This is a genomic window from Microcoleus sp. D2_18a_B4, assembly GCF_036702475.1.
Classification (GTDB): domain Bacteria; phylum Cyanobacteriota; class Cyanobacteriia; order Cyanobacteriales; family Microcoleaceae; genus Microcoleus.
The window spans coordinates 57,649-83,081 of sequence record NZ_JAUBTL010000026.1; the positions used below are offsets into that span (position 1 = coordinate 57,649).

Consider the following 25,433-nt stretch of genomic DNA (forward strand, 5'->3'; position numbering starts at 1 on the left):
GCAGCGCTCCTATGGTTAATAGTTTGGCGGAATGCACGATGGACGAACAGCGTCGCAAAACTGATGTTAATATGCTCCAAGCGCTGCTGGAAAATCCTGGGGACTCAGGAATAGATTTGATTTTGAGGACGAACCCAAAGTCGATCGACTTTGAGTTCGTGCAAACGCTTTATTTAGAAGAAGTGGCACTGACGCGAGAAAGCTTGCTGAAAGCTGCAAAATTTTTCCAAAGGGCGATCGCACCCTTAGAATCTGCAAAGGGGAATTATAAATTGCCTGCAACCGGAGCAGCATATCTGGCTTTTTTAGCAGAAGTATTGCAAGCAGTCGCGCGCGACGCTGATTCGCAGCACCTGTACTCGCTGCTGAGAAACAATTTAGACAAACTCGACCAGAATTTCGCAGAACTGCTGCGCCACTGGGCCAATTTGGTGTTCTCTGCTGCCAAAGAATCAGAGACTAGGCGCATTGCAGCCTTAATCGGCAATCTGAGCAACAAAATTGGGCGGTTTCCCCTCGGCAGCAAGGCTCATAACTTGGAAATCGAAATTGCCGGTTACGAAACAGTTGCTAAGGTGTTTACCCGCAAAGACTTTCCCCAAGAATGGGCGGTGATGCAAAACAATCTGGGCAACGCTTACACCGATCGCCCCAGAGGTGATAAGGCTCAAAATATCGAACAGGCCATCGCTTGCTTTGAAAATGCCCTACAAGTACGCACGCCCGAACAGTACCCGGAACAGTGGGCGACGCTGCAAAATAATCTGGGCAACGCTTACAGCGAGCGTCTCAGGGGAGATCCGGCAGACAATCTAGAACAGGCGATCGCCTGCTTTGAAAATGCCCTGCGAGTTCGCAGCCGCGAGGCTTTCGGGGAAGAGTGGGCGAGCACTCAAAACAATCTCGGCCGTGCTTACAGCCGCCGGCTGCGGGGCAACCGAGCCCAAAATCTGGAACTGGCAGTCGCTTGCTACCACAATGCTTTGCAAGTCTACAACCGCAAGGTGTTTCCCCGGCGTTGGGCCACAACTCAAAATAATTTGGCAAATGCTTACTGCGAGTTGCTGCAGGGCAACCGAGCTGAAAATCTCGAATACGCGGTTACGTGCTATCAGAGAGCTTTGCAGGTGCGGACTCGGGAAGCTTTTCCGCTGCAGTGGGCGACGACTCAAAGGAATTTGGGCCGGGTGTTTGTCGATCGCATCAAAGGCGATCCGGTGGAAAATCTGGAAATGGCGCTCCTCTGCTATCAAAATGCTTTACAAGTCTACACCCGCATCAAATTTCCCGAAGCCTGGGCTTCGATCCAAACTTACCTCGGTAGGATCTACAGTCGGCGGGTGAAAGGGGAAAAAGCCGAAAATATGGAAATGGCGATCGCCTGCTATCAAAATGCTTTGCTGTTTTGCAACCGCCAAAAAACTCCCGAACGTTGGGCAATGCTGTGTGCCTACCTCGGCCGCGCTTTCTGCGAACACCTGAAAGGGGAAAAAAACCGCAACCTCAAAAGCGCGATCGCCTGCTATCAAAATGCGGGCGAAGTCTACACCAGGCAGGCATATCCCAACCGCTGGGCCATGCTGCAAATTTATCTCGGCAGGGCTTATTCGCAACTGACCGAGGGGGAAAACTTGTCCCACATGGAAAGCGCGATCGGCTGCTATCACAACGCCACCCAAGTCTACACTCGCGAAACCTATCCCCACCGCTGGGCTGAAATTTTATTTTATTTGGGTCAAGCTTACCGAGTTCGAGGCGACTTGCTTCGCGCCTACGGGGTTTTTACTGCTGCTGTCGATACTGTGGAATTCTTGCGTAGCGAAGTTGGGGTTGATACAGTCGATTTTGGCGATCAGACGAGTACCCCAAAAGTCAAATTAACCCGCACCTGGGCTGGACTCTATAAATGCCTGGTGCAAGTTTGCCTGGAACTCGGTACCACCCAACCTGAATATTACGCTAAGGCTCTGGAATACGCCGAACGCCACAAAAATCGGAATTTGGTAGAACTGCTGGTTAAATGCCACTTGACTCCGAAAGCCGAAATTCCCGCAGGGGTGCGAAGCCAGTTGGAGTCGCTGCAACTGGAAATAGCGGGGGAACAGCGGCACCAAGAACAGGGAGAACCTGAGCCGAACACGACCTTGATTTCTGAGGGCGATAGCCAAGGTTTGAGCAGCGGTTCTCTGCTGCCGAACTCGGACTTCATGCACTTAAATCAATTGTGGAAGCAGTTTGATAGGTTGATTGCGCGGGAGGTGCAGGCAAATGACCCTTTCTTCAGCCTAGCTCACAAAGTTGAACCGATCGCTTTCGAGCAAATTCGCCAATTGTTGCCTGATGACAATTGTGCTGCTGTGGTGTGGGCGAGTTTGGGGGAGTTGCTGGTTGCTTTTGTGGTGGTAAAAAGTGCACAATATCCGGCCGTTCACCTGTGTTCGCCGGAAAATGCTTTGGCTGCCGAAAGTTGGGGCCAGGAGTACCTCACCGCTTATTCTGAACAAAAAGGTCGCTGGATCAATCATCTCCAGACTCGCCTCAAACGCTTGGCTACGATGCTGGAAATCGATCGAGTGGTGGCGCTGATTCCCGACAATTGCGATCGGCTGATTTTTGTGCCGCACCGATTTTTGCACGCTTTGCCACTCCACGCTTTGCCTTTGGCGGGGAGAGACGGGTTTGATGACGGTGGGGGAATTTTTAGGTCTGGGTGGAGCGATCGCAGCGGTTTTGATGTGGAAACCTACAGCCTTTCGGATTTTTCTCAAAGTTCGTCTTTTGGCGACGTTGCAGCGCCTGCTGCTTATTTGATCGATCGATTTCCCGGAGGAATTCGCTATGCTCCTAGCTGTCAGCTATTGCTGTTGAGACAAAGTGAACACGGAGCGGCTCTTGGTCGGTACAAACCCGGTTTGCAGCAGCTTTTGGCAATTCCAACTTTCACCAGAGATGCGTTCTACAGCAACATTGAAATCGGCACTATTTCCCAGTATTTTGCCAGTACAGAAGTTGTGCGCCATAAGCCGGCAATTAAAGAGGCTTTTTCCCCAGAAATGTCTGCTAATAATGGGAATTCGCCCCAGCAAATAGGGCAGTTGCAGCATAAAAAATGCGCTCACTTTGCTTGTTTGAGTTTGCTTAATTTGGCTTGGCCACTGAAATCCGCAGTGTTTTTGAGGAATGATTCTCTGAGTTTGGAGGAAATTTTTAATCTGGATTTTCGGCAATATTTTTTAGTTACTTTATCGGGTTGCGAAATTGCCGCTGGCGGAGTTAGCGGTGCTGGAGGAGATTTTGTGGGTTTGTCGGCGGGTTTGTTGTATGCTGGCACGTCTAGTGTGGTTAGCAGTCTTTGGAAGGTTAACGATGTTTCTACGCTGCTGCTGACGAGCAAGTTTTATGAAAATCTGGGACGGTTTTCTCGGTTGCAGGTGGGAGATGTGGCGATCGCGCTGGGGGACGCTCAAAGGTGGCTGCGGGATTTGACTAGCGAGGAATTGGAGGTGTTGCTGGCGGATTTTCAACCTCAAATTTCGCAAATGTTCGATCGGCTTTCTCAAAGTTCTCGCCTGATTGCGGAGGCTTCTTTGCAGCAAATCCGCAACCGCAAACCCTATCCTTTTGCTAATCCTTATTATTGGGCGGCTTTTACTGCGACTGGGGTTTAGTCATTAGTCATTAGTCATTAGTCATTAGTCATTAGTCATCAGTCATTAGTCATTAGTCATTAGTCATCAGTCATTAGTCATTAGTCATTAGTCATTAGTCATTAGTCATTAGTCATTAGTCATTAGTCATTAGTCATTAGTCATTAGTCAACAGTCATTAGTCATCAGTCAACAGTTAACAGTCAACAGTCATCAGTCAACAGTCAACAGTCAACAGTCATTAGTCATTTAAAAACCCGACACTAACAACTTATTTAAAGTTATCAGTGTCGGGCACAAATTCAACAAATTACCACCAAAAGTTTAGGACTTTTTGCCGAAAACTTGTTCTTTCAATGCTTGAATTTCTTGACCTAATTGTTGCCGGTTGGACGATCGCAGCAAATAGCGGTAGACAAACCACACGGTGTATCCGATACCAATTAGCTCGAATGTGGGTGCTAGCAGGGGGATGTCGTTGAGTTCGTCTATTACGCCCAAAAGCACTTTCAAAGAGACAATCGAGGCTACAATTACACCGATAACAGTCAAGGGACTTTTGTACTGTTCGTAAAAGCTGCCGATGTAAGCGGGAAACTCGGACAAAATTGAGATAATTTGTTCTTTGATCTGCTGGCCCTGACTCGGCGGTTCTTCGGTAATTATGACTTTTGTTGTACCGCTTGAACTGTCTGCTTCATTTCCGGCAGGAATTTCGGTGATGATAACGGTTGTTTCTGGTTCGTTTGATGAAGTCATTTCTCCACTCGCAATAGTTGTTTGCTGGTTGGCGGCAGGTATTTCAACTGCTGCTGCGACTGTTTCAAGAGCCGGTATTTCGACTGCTGCAACCTCCCCGTCGGTTGGTTCAAGAGCCGACACTTCGCCTGTTTCTGAAGTCGGTATTTCGACTGCTGTAACTTCCACTGCTGGTTCGACAGTCGGCGTTTCGACTGTTTCGATCGCAAGTTTTTCGACTTCTGAAACCTCTGCTGCTGATGGTTCAACAACCGGGGTTTCGATTGTTTCAATAGTCGGTGTTTCGACTTTTGAAACCTCCGCTGCTGACTGTTCTGTAGCAGAAGTTTCGGCGACTGTTTCTGCCTTTGGTTGTTCTGGGGTAGAAGTTTCGTCCGCGACACCAACAGCCGGCAAATTCAAGTTGCTAATGGCATCAAGCAAACGGGTTTTAGCCGTTCCTCGCTGGTGAAGGATTACCCAAGATTCTATCAGGTCGGGGCCGTGCATTGCACCTGTCAGAGCGGCTCTGAGCGATCGCATAATTAGCCCTTTGTTAAGATTTTTCTCTTTACTGAGCTTTTTAGTGATTTTCTGAGCTTCCGCTGATGTCAGGGATGAATGACTTTCCATCGCTTCTACAACTGCTTGTAAAGCCTGTGCAGCCCCTGTTTGCTGCAATTGTGCGAGTGCTTCTTCTTCGTATTCCACGGTGGTGGAGAAGAATACCTTACACATATCCACAGCATCGGTTAAGCGAACGAGACTCGGGCCGATTAAAGCCGCTATTTGTTCGAGCCAGGGGCGATCGGCCTCCAAGTCAAACTCATAACCGCCTTTCTGCCACCAATAAGGTATCAGCAAATCTGTCAATTGCGGCACTGGCATTTTGTGCAGATATTGACTGTTTAGCCAATTGAGTTTATCCCAATCAAATTTTGCACCGGCTTTGTTGACTCGATAGAATGTAAATAATTCTGCTGCTTCCGACAGTGTAAATATTTCCTGCGTTGAATCCGGCGGAGTCCAACCGAGCAAAGTCATGTAATTAACTAAAGCTTCGGGCAGGTAGCCCATATCTTTGAAGTCAGAAATCGAGGTTACGCCGTCGCGTTTAGAAAGCTTTTGTCCTTGGGAGTTTAAAATCAGCGGCGTGTGGGCAAATTCTGGGATTGTCGCGCCCAAAGCTTCGTAGAGCAATATTTGTTTCGGAGTATTGCCGATGTGATCTTCGCCGCGGATGACGTGGGTGATGCCCATGTCGATGTCATCGACAACTACTGCGAGGTTGTAGAGGGGTTGGCCGATGACGCCGCCGCTGGATGCACGGGCAATTACCATATCGCCGCCGAGGTCGCTACCTTTCCAGGTTACGGTGTCGCGCACCATGTCGTTCCAAGCGATCGTGCGATCGTCGTCGATGATAAACCGAATCACAGCTTGTCGCCCTTCGCCTTCAAAAGCTGCGCGCTGTTTGCTTGTCAAGTTGCGGTGCCGGTTGTCGTAGCGGGGGGCTTGTTTGTTGGCTTTTTGTGCTTCCCGCATTTCGTCGAGTTCTTCTGACGTGGTGTAGCAGCGGTAGGCGAGTCCTTTGTCTAGAAGGGTTTGGACTGCTTGGCGGTATATTTCCAGACGTTGGGACTGAAAACTCGGGCCTTCGTCCCACTCCATACCCAGCCAGGTGAGGCCTTCGAGGATGTTATCGGTGTATTCGCTTTTAGAACGTTCTACGTCTGTGTCTTCTACCCGCAGGATGAATTTGCCGCCTTGGTTGCGGGCAAACAGCCAGTTGAATACGGCGGTTCTGGCGGTACCGATGTGTAGGTTTCCGGTGGGACTGGGGGCTAGACGGACTCTGACATTCATGTAGATTTTTGCTTTTAGATTGGGCGATTTGCTGGTTGGGCGAATAGCTGATGTTTAAGACTTCAAATTTTATTATATTTTGTTGCCGACTTAATAGTTGTGCTTGGCAGGTGCTTTGCCTCGAATTGTTGGATATTCGACTATCGGGCGATCGGCGCCAGTCTCCGGCAAGGCACGAGAAGGCATCTTGATGATAATAGCTTGCGGGTGGCCAAGACTGGATTCACCTTTGGGACTATTTTTCACACCACAAATAACTGCTTTAGGAGTACCCAAGGCGCACCTGATAACTATTGATGCTTGTAAAATGTTTGTGTGCGATCGACGACATTAAAATATATTTCCCTATGTCTGCTGCTAAAACCGAGTTTTCCGAATCTGTTGCGCCCTCACCCGCGTCTGCTGCGCCTGCTTGGCAGATTGAGTTGCTGTACGACGGTGAATGTCCTCTGTGCGTGCGGGAGGTTAATTTCTTGAAAAAACGCGACGCGGGGCGAGATTTAGTGTCGTTTGTGGATATCGCGGATGATGGCTACAACCCGGAGGCCCACGGCGGAATCGACTACGAAACGGCGATGGGCCGGATTCACGCGATATTACCCGACGGTACGGCAATTAAAAATGTGGAGGTTTTTCGCCGCACCTACGAGATTTTAGGGATGGGATGGATTTATGCAGTTACTAAGTTACCAGCGATCGGGGCGATCGCCAATTGGCTGTACGGAATTTGGGCAGACTGGCGGCTGAAGCTAACGGGAAGGCCGGATTTAGCAACTATTATGAGCGATCGAACTCAGCGGAGCGAGTGCGAAAGTCAAGGCCGGTGCCAACCAAACTCGAAATGAGTCATATTTAGTAAGTTCGATCGGCCTATCAGAAGATGTCACTCGAAACAAACTGCAACTAACCTTAAAGATGGACTACTATTAAAGGTCAAAAAAAATGCAAGATGCAGGCTATACCGTCTTCATGGGTTTCGGTGGTCTCTGGATACTTATGGGAATTGCCGCTGTGATTTTCCTGTTCAAATCCGACGGTCAAAAACTTAGGTTTGGCAAATGGGGACTGCTAGTGGCGATTCCGATCCTCGTGCCGATCGTCCTGGTTTTGACATATCAAATAGCTCGACCCTTTATTTCCTCGCACCTTTGAGCGCTGCTGGGAGTGGATCTTTAAATTTAATTATAGGCAAAGAGTTTGCGGAACTTGTGAGGAGAGTTCTAGGAAAGGGCAAGGAATATTAGGAGTCGTTGATGGGGGTGGAGTGGGTGCCACCACTTCGCGCTGGAGTAGGCGGAAACTAGAGACCACCCAAAAATTTGCTAACAAGCACTATCGCTCCAGGCAGATCGCGTATGTCAGTCAATGCTAAATCCCTCAACACATCTTTAGCTTGTTGATGGTAGCTTCTAAATTTTGAACGTAGAAGCTCTTCCTGCTCAAGCTTAGCATCACTAGAAAGAATATAATTAACGGTTGCCAATACTGCAAGAGTGAGAATAACTGCAACCCCAGCCGCCGCCACATCAAAAATACCTGTAGGTGGAAAAAAGGATTTAACAAACAAAAAGAGGCTGGAAGTCACTGTTTCATCTAAAAATGTTGGCAAAATAGCAAGCGCAGCTTGAGGAGACAAAAGTTTGCCAGTGTATAAGTAATGTAAAGACCCTATGGCAACTGCCTGGGTTGCGGTAATAAATACTGCGCTGCCCGGAATCAATGCTTGACCTGCCACTGCTATCAAAGCTACCGCAATTATTTTGACTGCATAAGACTGCTTTTCAGCCATGTGTCTTGCCAGCAGCAGGTCTTTTCCTTTTTTTTCAAGAAATGCCTCGATCTCACTGCGTAGTGGGAAAACTCCTCTAATATCCATCTTGGGATTACGGCTTTTAGGATCGTAACCCTTCGTACAAGTTGGATAAATCTTGTCTACCTTTAAATCGTTTTTCCACTGATTGACTACATCGTCTACAACCGTTGGATCGAGATCATCCCACTCATCAATTTTGTTAAGAACGACAAACAATGAATCACAATGCTGCCTCAAGTCATCTAGGGTTTTCTTTTGTGAAGCATCTGATGAACCAGTTACTACAAATATGCCAACATCAATATGCCTCAAAAAATTCTTGGTGACTTCACTATTCTCTGCACGCACATCGTCAAGACCTGGTGAGTCAATTAAATAAACCTTTTCATCAAGTTTTAAAATTGTTAAATCTTTAGTAACGCCCGAAACAGCTCCTACCTTGGCAATTTCTAAAGCTTTTCTTCGGCTCAGTTTCAACAAAGCATTAATGAGTGAACTTTTGCCCGCACTTACCTTGCCGATAATCGCAATGTTGAGAGATTGCGATAAATCAGGTGCTTTTTCCACAAATTTCGCTTGTACCCGGTCAAAAAAGCTCTTTTCGTCTAACCCGTCGAAGGCTGAGTCACCCATGTTCCCTACTCCTCTAATATCGTTTACGCAAATGATTGCTATAAATGGGTTTTGGTAAACATTCTCCTAATCAACCCGTTATCTAGCTAAAATTTAGGTAATCCATATACCAACAACTAAAATATAACATCAAGTTTCCGCAACTCTTTCTTAGTAGTGGAATCCCGGATGGCCAGAAACCGGGTTTTTTTGCGAGAATAATTCGTTACAGCCCGCCTCAACGGCCAAAACCCCGTTGCTATGGTTTTGATGCGTCCAAGGCTGTTTCTGTAAGCCGATGACATACGGAAAGTCTCCAGATGTCACCTGATTTGAGATGATATCCAGAGACTTCCGTATCTCTACCCATTTATTGAGTAGTAAAATGTTCAACTACCCATTAATTTATAATCAATAAGAAATTGCGATAGCTTTTTTCAGCAATCTGAACATTTTCTATTTTGAACGGGACAGACGGGGCTCGAACCCGCAACTTCCGCCGTGACAGGGCGGTGCTCTAACCAATTGAACTACTGTCCCTCGTTTTGCCGTTTTTTCAGGCACAATTTCTATTATGCCTATAACTTCACCTTTTGTCAAGAGGTTTTTTGAACTTTTATTTGGAAGCCCAAAATCTGAGTCTCTTGCAGCGGACTGAAGTTGTTGTCGCTCACCAAAATCAGACCTCTGCTAGCATCCGCCAAGACGGGGCCAAATGTCAACCCCTCAATGTTGTCTAGGGGAATTTTCAGCGTTTCCAAATCCAGCAGCAGGCGTTTTTGAGCGGGAGAAACCTCGCTGAGACGGCTTTTGAGGCTTTCGAGTGCTTCAATACGATCGCCCTTTTCCAGAGAAATCTCAAAAATTCTGATAGTTGTGCCGGTTTCCAGGGAGAAAGCACGCTCTAAACTCAGCAAGCGGTTATCGTCGATCGCCAACAAATCCACTAAACCGTTGCTAGTTAATTTTCCCACAGGATTCGCACCAGCCGGTAGCGGTTCGGTGATGTAGAGAAACGATGCTTCTGGATTGCCGCTCACCGCATCGTAGCGCAAAATCCGGCACGGACTCCCGGTTTCCAGGGAAGCTACGGCGCCATCTTGAACCAAGGCGTTTTCGGTAGCTGTAAATAGGTATTTGCGATCGGGCGTTAAAGTTAAACTTTCAAATGATAGATTGTTGCGGATGCCTTTAGTGCCCTTGTCGTCCGGCAAAAATAGTTCAGGAATTGCCAGCGTTTTCAGGAGTTTACCATTGAGGGAGAACTCTTTGATAAAAGGATTTATTTGGCGATCGACATCTCCCTCAGAAGAAACAAACACGCTATTGCCAGTAAAAGCTATCCCTTCGGGATCTAAACTTAATTCAGGAAAACCTTTGCCGTTTTCATCTAATAAAGTAGTGACACCAGTAAAAGTTATTTGCTCTTTTTCCACTTTACCAGATTGCAAGTTAATTTTGAGAGTATAGAAGCGCGCCGGAGCCTTGCTGCTGCGGTCATCAGAAATGGCATAATAAACTTGTTTTTCGGCATCATAAGTAATGCTCGATAGTCCGCCAATTTCCGTCCCCTGAAACGGAGAACCTGTAGGAAATATTGCTCTGCCGATAAAATCTATTTTGGTAACGGCGAAAGATTTGGCTGACTGGTTTACCCAAATAGCAACAGTTGCTGCCATCAAAAAACAGACAATAAATATAGTTGCTTTTCCTAGCTTTCGCATTTTACAAATAAATACATTACTACCTATCTTCCTCTTCCCTTTCTTCCTTCGCGCCCTTCGCGTCTTCGCGGTTCGTTAAATCTAAAAATCACGGCTCATGATTCAGCAAAAAATTGGTCAACCAATCTTTAACCACATAAGTAGCACGACAGTCGTCCTCATTGTAACGGACGATCGCCTCCAAGAGCGATCGATCGCCAGTTTTGAGCCAATCGTCGTACCAGCAGACGCACTGAGCACCATTCGCCTTAGCATCTCGCCAATCAAAACCCAGCCAGCGGGCAATTGGTTTGAGTGCGTAACTTTCCACCGGCATAATCGCCTTTTGCGTCACTTGTTTGTGAATATCTACAAACCGTTTCAGCACCGGTTTCCACAAATAAGCTGGAGTATTGTAAAGTTTAGCCAGTCGCTTAAAAGTCTTGACTTCGTAGTCGCAAAAATGGAAAATCGGAGCAATGGGATAAGCCCACATTAATTCTAAAAATTGCTGCCAGATTGCACCTTCCTCTGCTGCTGATTCTGCTAAAAAACCGTGGAATTTTTCCGTATTGTTGTACCTGTCAACAACTAAGACTCCGTGGAGGTAATCCAAGTTTAACTCTGGTTCCGCTTCAATATCAAAGTAGAGTTCGATTGGGGCGATCGGCAAAAAGACAGATTGGGAATAGGGAATTGGTTTCTTGCGGAGAATTGGCGCAGGTATAGAAGATGTCGCAGGCTTATTTTCTCTAATTTTTACTTCCTCAACTGCGATGTCATTCAAGATATTGTCTGCATTATCTGGTACGATTTCAGATGAGTTAAGTTCTTCTGAATTCTCACTTCTACCTTCTTCTCGATAGTTAATCCGTGTATCCGTGTCAAAATCCGTGTCGTGCCTTCCTTCTTCCCTTCTTCCTTCTTCCTTCTTCCTTCTTCCTTCTTCCCGCAACAGCGGTTGATTTAGCAAGTGCGATTGAGCTTGCTGCACCACATCAAAAGCAACTCTGTCCGGGAATTCTGGATACTCAGCCAGCAGTTCGGAACTAGCATTAGCGAGAGCTTCTACATCAGTAATTCCCAGAGTTTTTAGTCTAGCATAGCGGCTGGCAGTAACTCCCGGCAATAAGGAAAGATGTTTAATAGATTCGGCTTCGGCGTGACAGATAGTATACCAACCGCAAAGATTGCACTTTTGCCGGGAAATGAACACCTCGGGTTTATCCCGATTTTCTATCATCTGAATGCAATCATCTAAAATCTCGAACATCTGAGGAGTTCGCTGGTCTAGATTCACCTGCCACCACCCTTTTTTTCGCAGCATCAGCCACGCAGTATCGGGCTTTGTTTCCTGTACAGAAGCTAAAACTTGGGCGTGAAAAGCTGCGATAATTTGATACTCTTGTTTTGGTCGCTTGCTAAGCCAAATATCCGCAGTAATATAACTCCAATTGCCAAATTTTGATTGTCCCGGCTGTTTGATTAATAAATGGGGGCGGCTGATCAGGGTAATGTTTGAAGAGTGAAGATTGGAGGATGAAAGATGAACGGGAGTTTCGGGGATTTCGCCAAATTCTGGGAAATATTGACTGTCAATTCCTACCAGAGAAGTTGTTGCGCCGTTGGTTTGGCAGAATTCGCCCTGGATCAGAACTCCTCGGTAAATGCGATCGACCCCTTGCTGCATTAAACTCAATGTAGCGGCCGCGCCGGCTTCCCAATCCCCTCTAGGATAATATGGTTGTTGGTAAGTCTCGTCTTCCAAAGCTTGCTGCTGGTATGCCGCGCTGTCGCGCATCAGTTTCAGCAGAAAGTCGCTGGGAGGGTCTAGTTGTTTCCAGTCTCCGCAGGTATCTAAAAATGCTCGGAGATGGCATCGTTGATAGGAAAGTAGCAGTTTGTCAGTTATTAACATTTAGTATTCGCAAGGCATAGAGTATCAGGCAAAAGGTATAAAATTCACAGCATTACTTATTCAATATTAACGCTATCAATAATTCCCCAAAAAAAATGACAAAGGACAATCACCGGCAACAATTCCCAGCTTTGGCCAATAAAGCTTATTTTAACTACGGCGGACAAGGGCCGCTGCCTGAGCCTGCTTTAGAGGCGATTTATGAGGCTTACAAACGGGTGCAGCTTGGGGGGCCGTTTTCGGGGGAGGTGGGGGCTTGGGTGGTTCAGGAGGCGATGCTGACGCGACGTGCGATCGCATCTGAGTTGACCGTACCTCCTGAAACCATTGCCCTAACTGAAGATGTCACCGTCGGCTGCAATATTGCGCTGTGGGGCATTGACTGGAAAGCAGGCGACCATTTGCTGCTTTCTGATTGCGAACACCCCGGCATTGTAGCTAGTGTAATGGAACTTCAGCGCCGTTTCAACATTGAGGTTTCGATTTGTCCGTTGGCGGCTACTTTGAATGAAGGCGATCCGGTGGCGGTGATTGCTGATAATTTGCGGCCAAATACTCGCTTGTTGGTTATCAGTCACATTTTGTGGAATACTGGCCAAGTTTTGCCTCTGACTGAGATTGTGAAAGTGTGTCATCAAACAGGAGTCAAAGTGTTAGTTGATGCGGCTCAATCTGTGGGGGTTTTGCCTTTAAATTTGATTGAAGCCGGGGTTGACTTTTATGCTTTTACTGGTCACAAATGGTGGTGTGGCCCGGAGGGTTTGGGGGGACTTTATGTGAGTGCGGAAGCTTTGGCTGATTTGCATCCGGTGTTTATCGGTTGGCGGGGAATTGTGACGGATGCTAATGCTAAAGTCCTTGGCTGGAAGTCTGGATCGCAGCGCTATGAAATTGCGACTTCGGCTTATCCTTTGTATGGGGGTTTGCGGAGTGCGATCGCCCTGCAACATGAATGGGGTACGATCGAGGAAAGGTATGCAGAAATTTGCCGTTTAAGTAAGTATCTCTGGGAGCGTTTGTCAGAACTTCCCGATGTGGAATGTTTGCGGAAATCTGCGCCGGAAGCTGGTTTGGTTTCCTTTCGATTAACTAACGGGATGCCGCACAACAAGCTGGTCAATTTGTTGGAGAAACAGGGAATTATGGTAAGGACTATTCTTAATCCTGATTGTGTGCGGGCTTGTGTTCACTATTTTACCACGGAGGCGGAGATTGATAAGTTAGTTGAGGGTATTTTGCGTCAAGTTAGTTAAAAATTCCTGATAAGAGTCGGCTGTTAAAACCGCCACCACACAAATCAAGATACTTGTGTTACAATAATCATCTTGATAAAAAAGGAGATTTGCTAATCAAAGACGTGAAGATTATTTGGGATAAATCGCGGAGGAAAATCAACCATGAATTTAGAGCAAGCAGTTTTAGATAAGTTGCGGGAATTGCCACCAGAGAGGCAGCAAGAAGTTTTAGATTTTGCTGAGTTTCTTCAACAAAAAAGTATTGTCAAACGACCGCTAAAAAGTGTCAAAGGCTTGTGTGCTGACTTAAAAGTAGATATTACGGAAGAAGACATCGCCCAAGCCCGACAAGAAATGTGGGGAAATTTTCCCAGGGAGATTGTTTGATGCCCTCAGTCGTAGCAGATACCCATACCCTAATTTGGTACATTTTTGAACTACCAAGATTGTCGCCAGCAGCATTAATAGCATTAGAACAAGCGGTTAACGAGGGAAATTTTATCTACTTTTCGGCAATTTCAATTGTAGAAATTGCTTACTTGATTGAGCGAGGGCGTTTGGCAGGCGAAGTGCTGACACGAGTTTTAAATGCTGCGGACGATCCAAATGTGGGGATTTTGCTAGCACCTTTGGATCGCAATATCTCGGCAACTATTCAACAAATTGACAGGGCAACGGTTCCTGATATGCCAGACAGGATTATTGCCGCCACTGCTTTATCTTTGAGTCTTCCGTTAGTCACCCGCGACGCAAAAATTCAAGCGTTAACTACTATTCAAACAATTTGGTGAGTAGGACAGGAAACTTTCTTCGTTCCCTACAGTAATACCTTCGGGTGCGTCGCTCCCGGTAGCTATTTCAACTAGCAGGAAAATTTCACAGCGACGCACCATACAAATAGCAATATTGTGTCACCCAACTTCGTTACCCACAGCAACTCCACTATCAATCTCATTATGAAGATTCTCAGGCGCGATCGCCTCAACCCACTCCTCAAGGGAATACCGCCGACAAGCGTTCTGCTCGATAATTTGTTCGGCGGCAATAGAGGCGTCTAGTTCCTGACGGTGGGCTGCATAAAAGGCGAGAACTTCGTTTACTTGAGCTTCACTTAAATCATACTCAGCGGCAATTTGGTTTGGCGAAAAACCCCATTTATGGGCTGCAATAACTACTGTTTGCACGCGCAAGCGAGTGCCGCGCAAAACGGGGACGAATTCGCCGCTAGCGCCGCGCACATAGGTGATTTCAGGAAAAGCGCGATCGTCATTCCGCTGGTTGAGGGTTGCCACTTTTTCGGCTACAGCCCAGAGAATAAACTGATCGAGGGAAATGCCTTGGAGTGTTGCTAATTTTTCAGCTTCTTGCTGTAGTTGAACGGGTAAGTTTAAGAGGTAGGATGTCATTGATACAACTTCCGTTTGCTAATAAGATTACATATGGGGCGGTAGTTAAGTTTAAAAGTTTCTCATTTTTTCAAATGTTGGAAAAACTTTAGTTTTCGTCCTAGCATGATATTCAAGACGGGCTTCCACCACTTCTGAAGTCAGGTGAGTCACACAATGATTAGTAACATACAATATATCCTGAGATTCAGATTTATCTTCTGAAGGCAGGAAGCTTTCACCCTCATTGGTAAAGCACAAAACATAGCGAACCCCATCATCGCAGTCGCGCACAAACTTTCCTAGTAAGTCTTTGTAGTTGAGAGTATCAACCGCTCTATTGAAAGATTCAGCTCTGTTTCCCTCTATCCCATGACAGATGAAGGTAGCAAAAATTGCGTAATCTGAATCACGAGGCGGTTTTAAACTTACAACTCTTTTAATATAAATAACGGTATCACAATGCTCGACTTCATCAGTATCTATGATTTCTACTTCAGCCCAAAATTGAATGAAGGTTTCACCATTTTTCTTTTGATAGCAGGTAAACTCATATCCCTTGCTTTCTAGTTCAGCCAAAATTTGGCGTAATGGCTCAGGCATGGCTGAACTTGGAATAGTACGCATAATTCAATAGTAGACTCCAACCATTTTATCTGATGAATTGGAGTATTATAGCTTCAAATCAGGTTCAAACTCTTCTATTTCGCTAGCTGTGAATCTATAGCGATGTCTTTTAATGCCAATCGCTGAGAGAACGACTTTCGGTAAAGGCTCTTGGCAATCAGACCCGAACTCTTCTATCTCACTAGCAGTGAATCTATAGCGATGTCTTTTGATGACATCAGGTAAGCGAATCTCTTGCAACAGAACACTTAGTGTTGCCTGTAGGTTATTGGCATTTTGGATCAGAAATTCCCTTGATAAATAAATAGTATTTGTAGTGTGATCAAAAGCTCCATTTGCTCCATTAATGTCAGCAGATGAGACGACCCTTAGTTGCCAGTTAGTACCTTGAACATTGACTTTTACAGACAAATTCGGAGCGATCGCCTTTTTGACCGTTCCTAAAACAGGTTTGTAATAATGCTCACAACGAGCCCTAGTGGAGGTGTTATACACTTTTGGCTTCCTCTTTTGGCTTTCTATTGATATATCAGGGGAGTTTTATATGTTTATGCAAAATACATAAGCTGTTGTACATTTAAATTGCATATTTTGGCTTTTGATTAAAGCTTACTTAATTATAATTTGATTACTTAAGGACAGGGGTATTCATTGCCATGTCGATCAACGCATCTAGTTTGAGAAGAATAATCAGCGGCTGAAAGCCTTGATATACCGTTTGAATTTAATGAGATTAAGCCAAGCGTATTATCATTAATAAATCTTATTGATAATCTTCTCCTATCTAAACCCCACTTTAACGAGAACTAGGGCTTTCAAATATTTTTTGGTAACTAGATGCGTTTACCCTGGGGTTATTTACGATAATACTGCCACAAATTAAACTTGTCAGTAAGAAAAAGTAGTGTAACTAGGTAAGAATATGGTAATAAAAGTAAGATCATGGTAAGATGACTGTGAAAACTAGACTCCTCCTTAAGCAATGGACGTTCAGGAAGCCTTAAGAATCACTGATGAGTTAATCTGCGCCCACACAGGAACACACCTGACGGATTTGCAACAAGCTATAGTTCTTGGCTGTTGGGAAGGTAAACCGTATGAGCGCATTGCTGATGAAAAACTATATAATCCAACTTACGTCAAGAGCGTTGCTGCTCAGTTGTGGAACCAACTATCATCAGTATTAGGGGAAAAAGTCGCAAAAATTAATTTGAGAACCGTGCTGGAGCAGCGATCGCGATTCCAATCAATCCCGCTGTCCCAAGTGAAAGTGGAGCATGATGAGCAGATCGCCATCTCGGCCCAAGACTGGGGTGAAGCACCAGATGTACCCGTTTTCTATGGACGCACTGAGGAAGTGGCAACCCTACACCAATGGATTGTGAAGGATGGCTGCCGACTGGTGGCAATATTGGGCATGGGTGGGATGGGCAAAACTGCTCTGTCTGTGGAACTGACAAAACAGATTAAGGATGAGTTTCAGTACGTCATCTGGCGAAGTCTTCATTATGCCCCACCTGTCACAGAGTTTTTAGCAAACTCGATCAAATTTCTCTCCAATCAGGAACTCACTAATTTGCCTGAAGATGCAGCTAATCTCCTCTCAATCCTGATCCAGTATTTGCGATCGCATCGGTGTCTGTTGGTACTCGATAATGCTGAGTTGATTCTCGAACCTGGGCATCTATATGAACAATATAAAGAGGGCTACGAAGGGTATGGCGATCTGATCAGACGGGTAGGAGAAGTATCTCATCAAAGTTGCTTAGTCCTAATCAGTCGGCAACGATTTAGAGAGATTGCATTGCTAGAAGGCCCCATAAGACCTGTTCGTTCATTAAAATTGGATGGGTTAACGGTAGAAACAACATCGGAAATCTTCAAAGAAGAATCTTTATCTGACCAGGACAAATGGAGTGAACTCATTCAACTATATCGAGGCAATCCCTTGGGATTAAAGCTAGTTGCCAAGACAATTAAAAGCCTATTTAATGGTAAAGTTTCTGAGTATTTACAACTCGGCACAATAACAATCATGCCGGGGTTTCAAAAAATATTGGATGAGCAGTTCCAAGCATTATCAATTTTAGAAAATAACCTTATATGCTATATAGCGAATTATCACTATCCTATTTCATTAAAACAATTGCAAGAAGAGTTTCAGTCAAAAGCAGATATAGCAGATGTTATACAAGCTTTAGAATCTTTAGGATGGCGAGCCTTAATAGAAAAAAGCACAAAAGGCAGTGAATTACTTTTTGGTGTACAACCTGTGGTGCAAAAGTACATTACCAAATCTATCAAATCTGGCAATACAACCGATGCTCTAGAGCCTTAGCGGTGCATAGAATAATTAATCTATAAATTTCTCCTGTTCTGACTGCTTCTCCTAATGACTTTAGGGATACCATTCTCTGATGCAATCACCTGCGTGACTTGCTCTCCTGGAGCTTTGTGGGTGTTTGCGTTTGTCCTTTGGTTAGTAGAGGTTGCATTTTTAGGGTCACGACCACGGTTTTCATAATCACTTTCTTCTAGGTCTATAGAAAGAGCAGTAAACAGATCATCCAGACTTTTTTTATTAACAGGATGTGTCCTATAGAGTATTTTTTTGAGTGTTTCACGCTGCTGTCTAACCATAGATTCTAATTTTGAAAGGTTCACATTTTCAGGAAACGGCTTGTTCACTGATTTTAAACAATTTTCCTGACTATAACCTTGAGACAATTTCCTTAAAGCAGTTTGTACTTTTTGCAGCCCTTTGCCAGTCAAATAACAATTTTTAGACATAACAGAATTTTTGGTGTTTTAGTCCTAACCATCGACTTTGCCTTCCGTACTGAAAACCCCGAATCTGGGGTTAGGCATTTTGCCTACTTAGCTCTAAACTGCCGATCATCGGCAGGATATGGGGCTTTGTCCTAGCACAATTTGCTGAGAAGCTTACTGTGATTGAATTTGGATAACTTTAACATATTTTTTTTACATCGGCGCTGATGATCGGCATTAATGTTTGAGGTGTCGTTTATTTTGATATTAAGTTCACTGGGAACGCCAGGCCAGATGCTGACACACAGCAAAATGGCACTGTGCTCTCACAACAAAAAACGGCTTTCCACAGAGGAATCGCCGCTAGTCAAAAATAAACATACCTCCAAGATATCATGGACAACTTATCTCTACATGAAGATCGCCCGTCGCAAAACCAGCGACAGATCCACCGAATCATCCCGTGGATGCCAATTCTCCTTATTCTCTGCCAAGCCAACACTTCCAGCCAGAAGTGGTCGCAACTGCAACAACTTTGTCCAGAACTAATCGAGACTCACTGGCGCGGCTACAGCTATATCCGGCTGTTTTCCTGCTGCTTGTTCGAGATGCTTCTCATCCACCTACCACCAGCAACAGATACCGGCATTCACTGTCACGATTCTTGGTACAACGTGAATATTTTGATTGCCGGCGAAGCAGCAATTGACAGCAAATACAAAATTCGCGGTGGTAAGCCGAAACTGGTTCAAGAACAGAAACTCAGCAAAGGGCAATTCTCTCAATTGATGCGCTATCGCCCTCACAATCTCTGTTGTCCGGGCTCTGCGATCGATCCAACTATGACGCTTAACATTCATTTCCCCAACCGGACTGAATCTTAAACGATTGGCGATCGCATTTTTCACGCTCAAATGCGATCGCCTCCCCACAGCTAAATTTTGCCAATCATCATACACCAACACTCTTTACTTGACGAGGAAAAATCAGATGACTACCTGCCCTTACAAAGACAATTCCAGCCTCAAAAAATTGCCCTGCAATTGGCATTCCCACCCTGAAGACTCAAACATCCGGCTGTGCGACTGCGGCAATTTCTACAAAATCAATGAATTAGTCGAGCCCTTCCAAGGTTCGCAGTCTTTCTTTGTTGTCTTGACGATCGTCATTTTGATACTCGGTCAAGCTGTCCGCTTTGAGAAACCGGGTTTGAATACGCCAGTACCCCAGAATTACAACCAGCTCCAAGAGCTCCGGTAGCAGGATTCACACCTGCTTATAAAAAAGCCGATCGCCCCTTCTCTAAAAAAAAGCAAGGGGCGATCGACTTTTCCGTCAATTAATGACTGTGCCCGCTATCGCTATGAAGATGCCCGCGATCGCTATGAGAATGCGTGTGCTCGCGGTTCGCCACAGCCAAACTCGGATTAACAGCCACCGCACTTTCACTCAACAACGCTTCAATCTGCGGATTTGCCCACTCTGCTGCAATTTTTTCGTCATATTGCTGCCATTTACCTCTAGGAAAACTCCCAACAGCAAAATCAAAAAATCCATGTTCCATAGAGAATATGCCACCGCGTTCATACATTATGATTAGAGGTTCGTAGGGTTCAGGTAAAGTAAATTCACTAACTTTTGGTAAATTTTTCACCCGCTCCCAATGGAGGAACCACTCGCAGGTTTTCTCAATCATACCCGCCACATAAAACGGTGTCTCTGTGAAATGAGTCTTAAGCACTTTAACCTTAGTATCATCGGCACATTCTAAAGGGCAGATATGAGCAGCCACATCAAAAAACGGCCATTCATCTGTACAATCTAAAGCCTTTGCCCACAGTGCCGCACGCCTCAAGTATTCTCGCAAAAGGGCAATATGAGAGTTAACGCGACTATCGTCAGGCTCCCATTTAATTGCTAAAATTCGCTCTAGTGCAGTATCAGTAATTGTTTTTGCAGTCATATTTTTTCTCTAATAGCTTCAAGCAACTCATCAAGATTTGAGAGGTTGTCAGCAAGCATCAGTCCTTCCGCTGACTTACCTATTATATTAACCCAGTGAGAAAATGGGCTGGGCCTCCCAATATTGGGAGCTATATCGTGTGCTCCGAAATGCTCTGGGGTGGGCCAGTTGCCAAAACCGCATATTGGATGCTCTGTCCAAGCTTCAGGCGATCGATAAGGAAGTCCATCAGCCATTAGTGCTTGCTCTATGTACTCGTGGGCTATCAACCGCTTAAACTTGATAAGTTCTCTCGGTTGTAGCTCACCATTTTTTGCACTTATCCATAAGTCAGCAATCTCACCATCAGGTGTAAAATTAGCTCGGACACGGCTAATAGTATTTGTCTCGTCATTTGGAATATCAAGCTCGTGTTCCTTGATAAATATGTGTTCTTTAACTTGGCGGATAATTTGTTCAGAAATCTCTAGATAATTAGCAATTTTATATACATCATCCGTCATGGCGATAATTTCTGCATATTGACGGATTTCTTTCTGATTAGCATCCCCAAAATACTGTGGCACGATCCAATACCATTCTCATTACCTAACTAATCCCATTGTACTTGACAAACGATAAGTATCTATTTTAAAGATATCTGATGGCGGTACATTGCACCCTACAGCACTGATAAAAAAGCCGATCGCCCTTTCCCTAAAAACACCAAAGGACGATCGACCTTTTCACCTAAATTAATCGAACTCACGCACTCAATTAGTATAACCGGGGCGGGTTTATCTAGATTGTTTGTGAGCCTCAAATATTATCTGTAAAACCCGCCCCTACAGGGCATGGTAGGGGCGGGTTTTACCAGCCATCTATGTTGGAAACCAACAATATAATAAACCCGCCCCCACCCAACGACTCAATTAGTGACTGTGCCCGTGCCCGCCATGAGAATGCCCGTGATCACCATGAGAATGCCCACCGTGATTGTGTCCGTGATCCCCATGAGAATGACCGTGCCCTTCATGAGAATGCGCGTGCTCGCGCTGCGCGGAAGCCAAACTCGGATTAACAGCAACCGCAGTTTCACTCAACAACGCTTCAATCTGCGGATTTGCCCACTCGGCTGCCATTTTCAGAAACTCTGGATGGTCGTTAACGCAAGGCAATTTGCGGTAAGTAACTCCTTTACGCTGTTTCTGCAAAGACTCAATAATGTGGTCTACATCTAACAAAGTTTCGTGATTTTCTGTCGCAAATCCGATCGGCATAAAGACGATCGCAGTTGCACCCAAATCAATCAAATTCTTCGCAGCCAACGTCGCATCCGGCTGCGTCCATTCAATCAGCGGTGTGTCGTGGTTCAGCCAACCCACCGAAATCAAAGGATAGCGATACATCAAACGTTCCCGCACGCGATCGTACAAAGCTTGACTTTCCACAATTCCCGAAGTAAAGCCCTTCGCCTTGTGCGGACAACCGTGATTCATCAGCACAATCCCAATCTGAGAAGGCAAATGCGCTACAGCTAAATCATTCTTAATTTCCTCTTCAACCAAATCCGCCATTAGCTGGATGTAAGCAGGTTCATCGTAAAAAGAAGGAATGTAGCGCTGTCCTTTTACCCAATGTTCCTTACCATCAAAGGTTTGTGCTAAAGCTTTATTCACCTGTTCGACTGCAATGCCGCTGGTGAAAACAGAATCAACTACCAACAGCGGATAAATCAGAATTTTGTCAAATCCTTCTGCTTGAATTTGAGGAATTACTTGTTCCGGCAAAAACGGCGCGCAAAAGTTAAAAGCTTTGAACACTTTTACTTTATCGCCCCATTTTTCCTGTAAATTCTTTTCAATCCCAGCGCGCTGCTGTTCAAAAATTGCATTGTGCGGCGAAACGAATTGACCGTGTTGGTGACTCCACTCGTGCAAGTCAAAGATTGCTAAAATCTTCGCCAGCGGCGGATAAATCCAAAGCGGTACTGGCGCAAACTTTGCCGTAAGCAAATTTAAAGCTTGTTCGTTGTAGTTGGCAAAATCGTCGTAGCTTTCGACTTCGCCGTAACCCATCAGCAATACAGCAACCCGATCGTTACTTGCGGGTGCTGCAGATGTTTTGAAATCGATTTTTTCTGGAGAAGCAACCACTTTGTATTCCTCAATTTTATTTATTCTAAGAGATCCAGGCAGGATGAAGGGGGAATCGGAGATTTTTCATTGTGTGCGATCGCACGACTGACGTGCGCGGGGCTGATTCCCGGTTTCTTGGCCCATACTTCCCGGTCAAACCTCTTATTTATCCTAGAAACCGGATTGATGAGCATCAGTCCTAAGTCGGTTTTTTGACCTTGACCCGAAATTCGTAGGGCAGCTAAGCTGGCAGGCGTCTAATTTTCACAATCCTGTTTCTTTAAGCTTTTGTCGGCTCAGCTTCGACGCCGCCCCAAAAGTTAAATCTAAATACAGAACCGCTTAAAACTAGAATCAGCCTTTGCTAAGCTTGACAGGGCATGGGGCGGGGGGGGATAACTTTTATGTTTTCTTAAGACTCCCTGACCTTGCCTCAGATTAATGCCGTTTGGAGCGTTCCCAGCTTTTAACTTGGGGGGATACTCTTCAAACTTGACTCTATTATAACTTTAACACCCTATCCCCTGGGGTAGTATATGATATAATAGCTATATGATAAAGTTATGTTGCGAACTATATTAACTTTCTTGACGAACTATGAGACTGGTAATTTGCCCCGGATTCCACGAACCAAAGCTAACCGACTGTTTCCTGGCGGGACTTTCGGGGCTTTGGGGACTGGCAGCCGATCGCCAAAACCAGCAAATAGTCGATCGTGTCAAGATTTTTCCCGCTCATAAATATCCACCTTTCTCGGCTCTTGACATATTGCACTTTTTGTGCAGGGAAGAGTTAGCAGGAGAAAGTCTAGTATTTGTCAGCTTTTCGGCAGGAGTAGCCGGGGCGATCGGGGCGGCTTGGATGTGGCAGCAACTCGGCGGCAAAGTCGGGGCATTTTTTGCCTTAGACGGTTGGGGAGTACCCCTGGGGGGCAATTTTCCGATCCACCGAATCAGCCACGATCGCTTTACGCACTGGAGTTCAGCAATTCTCGGTGGCGATGGAGAAAGCTTTTATGCAGATCCCGCGATCGAACATTTGGATTTATGGCGAACTCCCCAAACGGCAAAAGGCTGGCACGTCAGCCACACCGCCGCCGGCATTGAGACTGTCGCACCCACAACCGCAGCAAAATTTTTAGTCCACCTATTGAAACAATACGGAGTCCAATCAGTTGTTTAATCTAAATTTAGTATCCTCAGCGATCGCACCTATTGCCACCATCGCCCGCCTAGACAATTCTCTCACTTCAGCCACAACCAACAGCATCAAACAGTGGTTGATATTTAGTGCCTCAGCATTTTTAGTCTCAATTCCAGTCTTCGTGCAAGCACCCTTAGTTCGCTTATATCCAACCATCAGTTTGCTGTCAACTATCCCCTGGTTCGTTCTGAGTTTAATCCTAATTTTCCGGCCAAAAACACAACTTTGGGGAGATTTATTATTAGGATTTGCCGGATGTTGGTTGGCAGGTTCTATCTATTGGGGCTGGTTTAGATGGGAACCTATTTTACATCTACCTATAGAAGCAATTGGCTTGCCTTTTGCGATTTGGTGCTTGGGTAAATCTTGGGGAAAAGTTGGCAGCTATTTTTACTTGGGTTCGCTATTTGGCACTGCCATTACTGATTTATATTTTTACTTAACAGGCTTGATGCCCTACTGGCGGCAAGTGATGCACGCGGAACCGGAATTAGCAATGCCGATTTTTCAAAGTGCGATCGGTCAAATTGAAACTCCTTGGGGCATAGGGTGTGCTCTAGTTTTAATCGCTGTGTTGCTAACAGTCGGTTTGCTGAGTTTGCGCGGCACGCAACTGCACTGGCGCGCGTTTAGCGGCGCGGTGTTAAGCACGCTTTTGGTAGATGGTTTATTTTGGCTGGCTGCTTCTGCGGCTTAAGATTTATGATTGGTTCCTATGTTGGTAATTTTTGACCGCAGATGTCGGCGGATTGACGCAGATTAACGCAGATTTTTTTGATGGGTGTAGTCTTGAGATTCCTGACTTCTTTAAGAAGGCGGGAATTTTGGTATTTACTGAACAATTATGAGTTAAAATCTAAAATCTAAAATCTCAGAATCCAAAATCAATATCATGTCTTTCATTTCAATTCGCGGTGTAGAACATTATTACGAGTGGATAACGGCAGATAACAGTACCCAACCCAGCGGCAAACCAGTGATGGTATTTATGCACGGCTGGGCGGGTTCAGCGCGCTACTGGGAAAGCACGGCCCGGGCTATTGCTGATGATTTTGATTGTTTGCTTTACGATATGAGAGGTTTTGGTCGATCGCCCTTGCCAAAAGAGCCTCCTGAGTCCAGCTACGAACTCGAAACCTATGCCCACGACTTAGCGGAATTATTAGAATCTCTGAATTTAAGCCGCGTCTTTCTCAATGCTCACTCTACAGGTGCATCAATTGCTACTTTATTTCTCAACCTTTACCCTGAAAAAGTAGAAAAAGCAATTCTCACTTGCAGCGGGATTTTTGAATACGATGAAAAATCTTTTACAACTTTTCACAAATTCGGTGGCTATGTGGTAAAATTTAGACCATCTTGGCTGGCATCGATCCCTTTTGCCGATCGGCTATTTATGGCCCGGTTTTTGCGCCGTTCCCTGCCCACAGAGGTCAGTCTGGCGTTTCTCAAGGATTTTTTAATGGCAGACGAGCAAGCTGCTATAGGTACAATGGTGACAGCCGTCAGCAAAAGAGCAGCCGAGGAAATGCCCCAAGAATTTGCGCGGCTGAGTGTTCCCACACTGCTTGTTGCCGGAGAATTTGACCAAATTATCCCCGCCGTCATGGGAGAGCAAGCGGCCTCCCTCAGCAAAAAAGTAGAATTTGTTATAATTCCGAATACGGCTCACTTTCCGATGCTGGAGGATGCTGCAACATACTTGCAGCGAATTCGAGAATTTTTGCCAGCAGCGGCTTAGCTGAGTTATTGTTCATCTAATGCACGATCGGACAAGCAAGCTTTGAGAACGGCTTTTGCTCCGATCTTAATTTTTAATTCCTAATTTCTTAAAGCG

24 protein-coding genes, 1 tRNA gene and 1 pseudogene are annotated in these 25,433 nt (G+C 45.4%); 12 read left to right on the forward strand and 14 right to left on the reverse strand.

Features of this window, described 5'->3' with window-relative positions:
- Window positions 1-11 precede the first annotated feature (11 nt).
- Complete coding sequence (locus tag QUB04_RS16630; RefSeq protein WP_333285944.1) at window positions 12-3,668, forward strand: CHAT domain-containing tetratricopeptide repeat protein; 3,657 nt, start codon at window positions 12-14, stop codon at window positions 3,666-3,668.
- 303 nt (window positions 3,669-3,971) lie between these two features.
- On the opposite strand, the gene QUB04_RS16635 is transcribed toward QUB04_RS16630, so the two are convergent.
- The 3 genes and pseudogenes from QUB04_RS16635 to QUB04_RS16645 form a co-directional block, all read right to left on the reverse strand.
- Window positions 3,972-4,406, reverse strand: coding sequence for a CAAD domain-containing protein (locus QUB04_RS16635; protein WP_333141683.1), 435 nt, complete (start codon window positions 4,404-4,406; stop codon window positions 3,972-3,974).
- 402 nt (window positions 4,407-4,808) lie between these two features.
- Window positions 4,809-6,251 (reverse strand): annotated as a pseudogene (gene gltX, locus QUB04_RS16640) (glutamate--tRNA ligase); the annotation flags it as partial.
- 90 nt (window positions 6,252-6,341) lie between these two features.
- A complete protein-coding gene (locus tag QUB04_RS16645) occupies window positions 6,342-6,497 on the reverse strand; it encodes a hypothetical protein (RefSeq protein WP_333285945.1) in 156 nt (51 codons plus the stop codon).
- Between the two features lie 50 nt (window positions 6,498-6,547).
- Between QUB04_RS16645 and QUB04_RS16650 the strand changes: the two genes are divergently transcribed.
- Together QUB04_RS16650 and QUB04_RS16655 are read left to right on the forward strand one after the other, a co-directional pair.
- Complete coding sequence (locus QUB04_RS16650) at window positions 6,548-7,096, forward strand: DUF393 domain-containing protein (protein WP_333285948.1); 549 nt, start codon at window positions 6,548-6,550, stop codon at window positions 7,094-7,096.
- 97 nt (window positions 7,097-7,193) lie between these two features.
- On the forward strand, window positions 7,194-7,403 hold the full coding sequence (locus QUB04_RS16655; RefSeq protein WP_006632034.1) for a hypothetical protein: 210 nt from the start codon (window positions 7,194-7,196) through the stop codon (window positions 7,401-7,403).
- Between the two features lie 148 nt (window positions 7,404-7,551).
- On the opposite strand, the gene QUB04_RS16660 is transcribed toward QUB04_RS16655, so the two are convergent.
- The 4 genes from QUB04_RS16660 to QUB04_RS16675 form a co-directional block, all read right to left on the reverse strand.
- Entirely contained in the window at window positions 7,552-8,697 is a 1,146-nt protein-coding gene (locus QUB04_RS16660) for a GTPase (protein ID WP_333285950.1), read from the reverse strand.
- Window positions 8,698-9,142: 445 nt separating this feature from the next.
- A tRNA-Asp gene (locus QUB04_RS16665) sits at window positions 9,143-9,216 on the reverse strand.
- A 56-nt stretch (window positions 9,217-9,272) separates the two neighbouring features.
- Complete coding sequence (locus QUB04_RS16670; protein ID WP_333285952.1) at window positions 9,273-10,400, reverse strand: esterase-like activity of phytase family protein; 1,128 nt, start codon at window positions 10,398-10,400, stop codon at window positions 9,273-9,275.
- Window positions 10,401-10,488: 88 nt separating this feature from the next.
- Window positions 10,489-12,297: a TM0106 family RecB-like putative nuclease gene (locus tag QUB04_RS16675; RefSeq protein WP_333285954.1), complete on the reverse strand. Its 1,809-nt coding sequence runs from the start codon at window positions 12,295-12,297 to the stop codon at window positions 10,489-10,491.
- A 95-nt stretch (window positions 12,298-12,392) separates the two neighbouring features.
- On the opposite strand from QUB04_RS16675, the gene QUB04_RS16680 reads away from it, so the two are divergent.
- The 3 genes from QUB04_RS16680 to QUB04_RS16690 all read left to right on the forward strand — a co-directional run bounded on the left by QUB04_RS16680 (window position 12,393) and on the right by QUB04_RS16690 (window position 14,323).
- Window positions 12,393-13,550 carry an aminotransferase class V-fold PLP-dependent enzyme gene (locus QUB04_RS16680; protein WP_333285956.1) on the forward strand — a complete coding sequence of 386 codons (1,158 nt, stop codon included), beginning with the start codon at window positions 12,393-12,395 and terminating at the stop codon, window positions 13,548-13,550.
- A gap of 144 nt (window positions 13,551-13,694) precedes the next feature.
- Window positions 13,695-13,919 (forward strand): DUF2281 domain-containing protein, encoded by a 225-nt coding sequence (locus tag QUB04_RS16685; RefSeq protein ID WP_333285958.1) that lies wholly within the window; start codon window positions 13,695-13,697, stop codon window positions 13,917-13,919.
- Window positions 13,919-14,323, forward strand: coding sequence for a type II toxin-antitoxin system VapC family toxin (locus tag QUB04_RS16690; RefSeq protein ID WP_333055052.1), 405 nt, complete (start codon window positions 13,919-13,921; stop codon window positions 14,321-14,323). The genes QUB04_RS16685 and QUB04_RS16690 overlap by 1 nt, the downstream gene beginning before the upstream one ends.
- Before the next feature lie 120 nt (window positions 14,324-14,443).
- On the opposite strand, the gene QUB04_RS16695 is transcribed toward QUB04_RS16690, so the two are convergent.
- From QUB04_RS16695 to QUB04_RS16705, 3 genes are read right to left on the reverse strand one after another with little or no spacing between them, the layout of a single operon-like run.
- The gene (locus QUB04_RS16695; RefSeq protein ID WP_333285960.1) at window positions 14,444-14,938 is read right to left on the reverse strand and encodes a DUF433 domain-containing protein; all 495 of its coding nucleotides are present in this window, start codon (window positions 14,936-14,938) and stop codon (window positions 14,444-14,446) included.
- Window positions 14,939-14,989: 51 nt separating this feature from the next.
- A complete protein-coding gene (locus tag QUB04_RS16700; protein WP_333285962.1) occupies window positions 14,990-15,544 on the reverse strand; it encodes a hypothetical protein in 555 nt (184 codons plus the stop codon).
- Between the two features lie 45 nt (window positions 15,545-15,589).
- A complete protein-coding gene (locus QUB04_RS16705; RefSeq protein WP_333285964.1) occupies window positions 15,590-16,039 on the reverse strand; it encodes a hypothetical protein in 450 nt (149 codons plus the stop codon).
- Between the two features lie 487 nt (window positions 16,040-16,526).
- Here QUB04_RS16705 and QUB04_RS16710 point away from each other — a divergent pair, with 487 nt between their 5' ends.
- The gene (locus tag QUB04_RS16710) at window positions 16,527-17,882 is read left to right on the forward strand and encodes an NB-ARC domain-containing protein (protein ID WP_333285966.1); all 1,356 of its coding nucleotides are present in this window, start codon (window positions 16,527-16,529) and stop codon (window positions 17,880-17,882) included.
- Between the two features lie 20 nt (window positions 17,883-17,902).
- On the opposite strand, the gene QUB04_RS16715 is transcribed toward QUB04_RS16710, so the two are convergent.
- Entirely contained in the window at window positions 17,903-18,334 is a 432-nt protein-coding gene (locus QUB04_RS16715; protein WP_333285968.1) for a hypothetical protein, read from the reverse strand.
- A 374-nt stretch (window positions 18,335-18,708) separates the two neighbouring features.
- Between QUB04_RS16715 and QUB04_RS16720 the strand changes: the two genes are divergently transcribed.
- On the forward strand, window positions 18,709-19,197 hold the full coding sequence (locus tag QUB04_RS16720; protein WP_333285970.1) for a hypothetical protein: 489 nt from the start codon (window positions 18,709-18,711) through the stop codon (window positions 19,195-19,197).
- Window positions 19,198-19,303: 106 nt separating this feature from the next.
- Complete coding sequence (locus QUB04_RS16725) at window positions 19,304-19,573, forward strand: hypothetical protein (RefSeq protein WP_333285972.1); 270 nt, start codon at window positions 19,304-19,306, stop codon at window positions 19,571-19,573.
- 79 nt (window positions 19,574-19,652) lie between these two features.
- Here QUB04_RS16725 and QUB04_RS16730 read toward each other — a convergent pair whose 3' ends face one another.
- The 3 genes from QUB04_RS16730 to QUB04_RS16740 all read right to left on the reverse strand — a co-directional run bounded on the left by QUB04_RS16730 (window position 19,653) and on the right by QUB04_RS16740 (window position 22,411).
- Window positions 19,653-20,276 carry a hypothetical protein gene (locus tag QUB04_RS16730; protein ID WP_333285974.1) on the reverse strand — a complete coding sequence of 208 codons (624 nt, stop codon included), beginning with the start codon at window positions 20,274-20,276 and terminating at the stop codon, window positions 19,653-19,655.
- Complete coding sequence (locus QUB04_RS16735; RefSeq protein ID WP_333285976.1) at window positions 20,273-20,842, reverse strand: hypothetical protein; 570 nt, start codon at window positions 20,840-20,842, stop codon at window positions 20,273-20,275. Before QUB04_RS16735 ends, QUB04_RS16730 begins: the two co-directional genes overlap by 4 nt.
- A 345-nt stretch (window positions 20,843-21,187) precedes the next feature.
- Window positions 21,188-22,411 carry a ferrochelatase gene (locus tag QUB04_RS16740; RefSeq protein ID WP_333285978.1) on the reverse strand — a complete coding sequence of 408 codons (1,224 nt, stop codon included), beginning with the start codon at window positions 22,409-22,411 and terminating at the stop codon, window positions 21,188-21,190.
- A gap of 579 nt (window positions 22,412-22,990) precedes the next feature.
- Between QUB04_RS16740 and QUB04_RS16745 the strand changes: the two genes are divergently transcribed.
- From QUB04_RS16745 to QUB04_RS16755, 3 genes are all read left to right on the forward strand, one after another.
- Window positions 22,991-23,575: a hypothetical protein gene (locus tag QUB04_RS16745; RefSeq protein ID WP_333285979.1), complete on the forward strand. Its 585-nt coding sequence runs from the start codon at window positions 22,991-22,993 to the stop codon at window positions 23,573-23,575.
- Complete coding sequence (locus QUB04_RS16750; protein WP_333285981.1) at window positions 23,568-24,293, forward strand: DUF3120 domain-containing protein; 726 nt, start codon at window positions 23,568-23,570, stop codon at window positions 24,291-24,293. Before QUB04_RS16745 ends, QUB04_RS16750 begins: the two co-directional genes overlap by 8 nt.
- Before the next feature lie 195 nt (window positions 24,294-24,488).
- Window positions 24,489-25,337 (forward strand): alpha/beta hydrolase, encoded by an 849-nt coding sequence (locus tag QUB04_RS16755; RefSeq protein ID WP_333285983.1) that lies wholly within the window; start codon window positions 24,489-24,491, stop codon window positions 25,335-25,337.
- Window positions 25,338-25,433: the final 96 nt, after the last annotated feature.

What these genes read in the sequence shown, in the direction of transcription:
- QUB04_RS16630 (WP_333285944.1), top strand. Translation starts at nt 12, where the DNA reads ATGGTTAATAGTTTGGCGGAATGCACGATGGACGAACAGCGTCGCAAA.
- QUB04_RS16635 (WP_333141683.1), bottom strand. Translation starts at nt 4,406, where the DNA reads ATGACTTCATCAAACGAACCAGAAACAACCGTTATCATCACCGAAATT.
- QUB04_RS16650 (WP_333285948.1), top strand. Translation starts at nt 6,548, where the DNA reads ATGCTTGTAAAATGTTTGTGTGCGATCGACGACATTAAAATATATTTC.
- QUB04_RS16655 (WP_006632034.1), top strand. Translation starts at nt 7,194, where the DNA reads ATGCAAGATGCAGGCTATACCGTCTTCATGGGTTTCGGTGGTCTCTGG.
- QUB04_RS16660 (WP_333285950.1), bottom strand. Translation starts at nt 8,697, where the DNA reads ATGGGTGACTCAGCCTTCGACGGGTTAGACGAAAAGAGCTTTTTTGAC.
- QUB04_RS16670 (WP_333285952.1), bottom strand. Translation starts at nt 10,400, where the DNA reads ATGCGAAAGCTAGGAAAAGCAACTATATTTATTGTCTGTTTTTTGATG.
- QUB04_RS16675 (WP_333285954.1), bottom strand. Translation starts at nt 12,297, where the DNA reads ATGTTAATAACTGACAAACTGCTACTTTCCTATCAACGATGCCATCTC.
- QUB04_RS16680 (WP_333285956.1), top strand. Translation starts at nt 12,393, where the DNA reads ATGACAAAGGACAATCACCGGCAACAATTCCCAGCTTTGGCCAATAAA.
- QUB04_RS16685 (WP_333285958.1), top strand. Translation starts at nt 13,695, where the DNA reads ATGAATTTAGAGCAAGCAGTTTTAGATAAGTTGCGGGAATTGCCACCA.
- QUB04_RS16690 (WP_333055052.1), top strand. Translation starts at nt 13,919, where the DNA reads ATGCCCTCAGTCGTAGCAGATACCCATACCCTAATTTGGTACATTTTT.
- QUB04_RS16695 (WP_333285960.1), bottom strand. Translation starts at nt 14,938, where the DNA reads ATGACATCCTACCTCTTAAACTTACCCGTTCAACTACAGCAAGAAGCT.
- QUB04_RS16700 (WP_333285962.1), bottom strand. Translation starts at nt 15,544, where the DNA reads ATGCGTACTATTCCAAGTTCAGCCATGCCTGAGCCATTACGCCAAATT.
- QUB04_RS16710 (WP_333285966.1), top strand. Translation starts at nt 16,527, where the DNA reads ATGGACGTTCAGGAAGCCTTAAGAATCACTGATGAGTTAATCTGCGCC.
- QUB04_RS16715 (WP_333285968.1), bottom strand. Translation starts at nt 18,334, where the DNA reads ATGTCTAAAAATTGTTATTTGACTGGCAAAGGGCTGCAAAAAGTACAA.
- QUB04_RS16720 (WP_333285970.1), top strand. Translation starts at nt 18,709, where the DNA reads ATGGACAACTTATCTCTACATGAAGATCGCCCGTCGCAAAACCAGCGA.
- QUB04_RS16725 (WP_333285972.1), top strand. Translation starts at nt 19,304, where the DNA reads ATGACTACCTGCCCTTACAAAGACAATTCCAGCCTCAAAAAATTGCCC.
- QUB04_RS16730 (WP_333285974.1), bottom strand. Translation starts at nt 20,276, where the DNA reads ATGACTGCAAAAACAATTACTGATACTGCACTAGAGCGAATTTTAGCA.
- QUB04_RS16745 (WP_333285979.1), top strand. Translation starts at nt 22,991, where the DNA reads ATGAGACTGGTAATTTGCCCCGGATTCCACGAACCAAAGCTAACCGAC.
- QUB04_RS16755 (WP_333285983.1), top strand. Translation starts at nt 24,489, where the DNA reads ATGTCTTTCATTTCAATTCGCGGTGTAGAACATTATTACGAGTGGATA.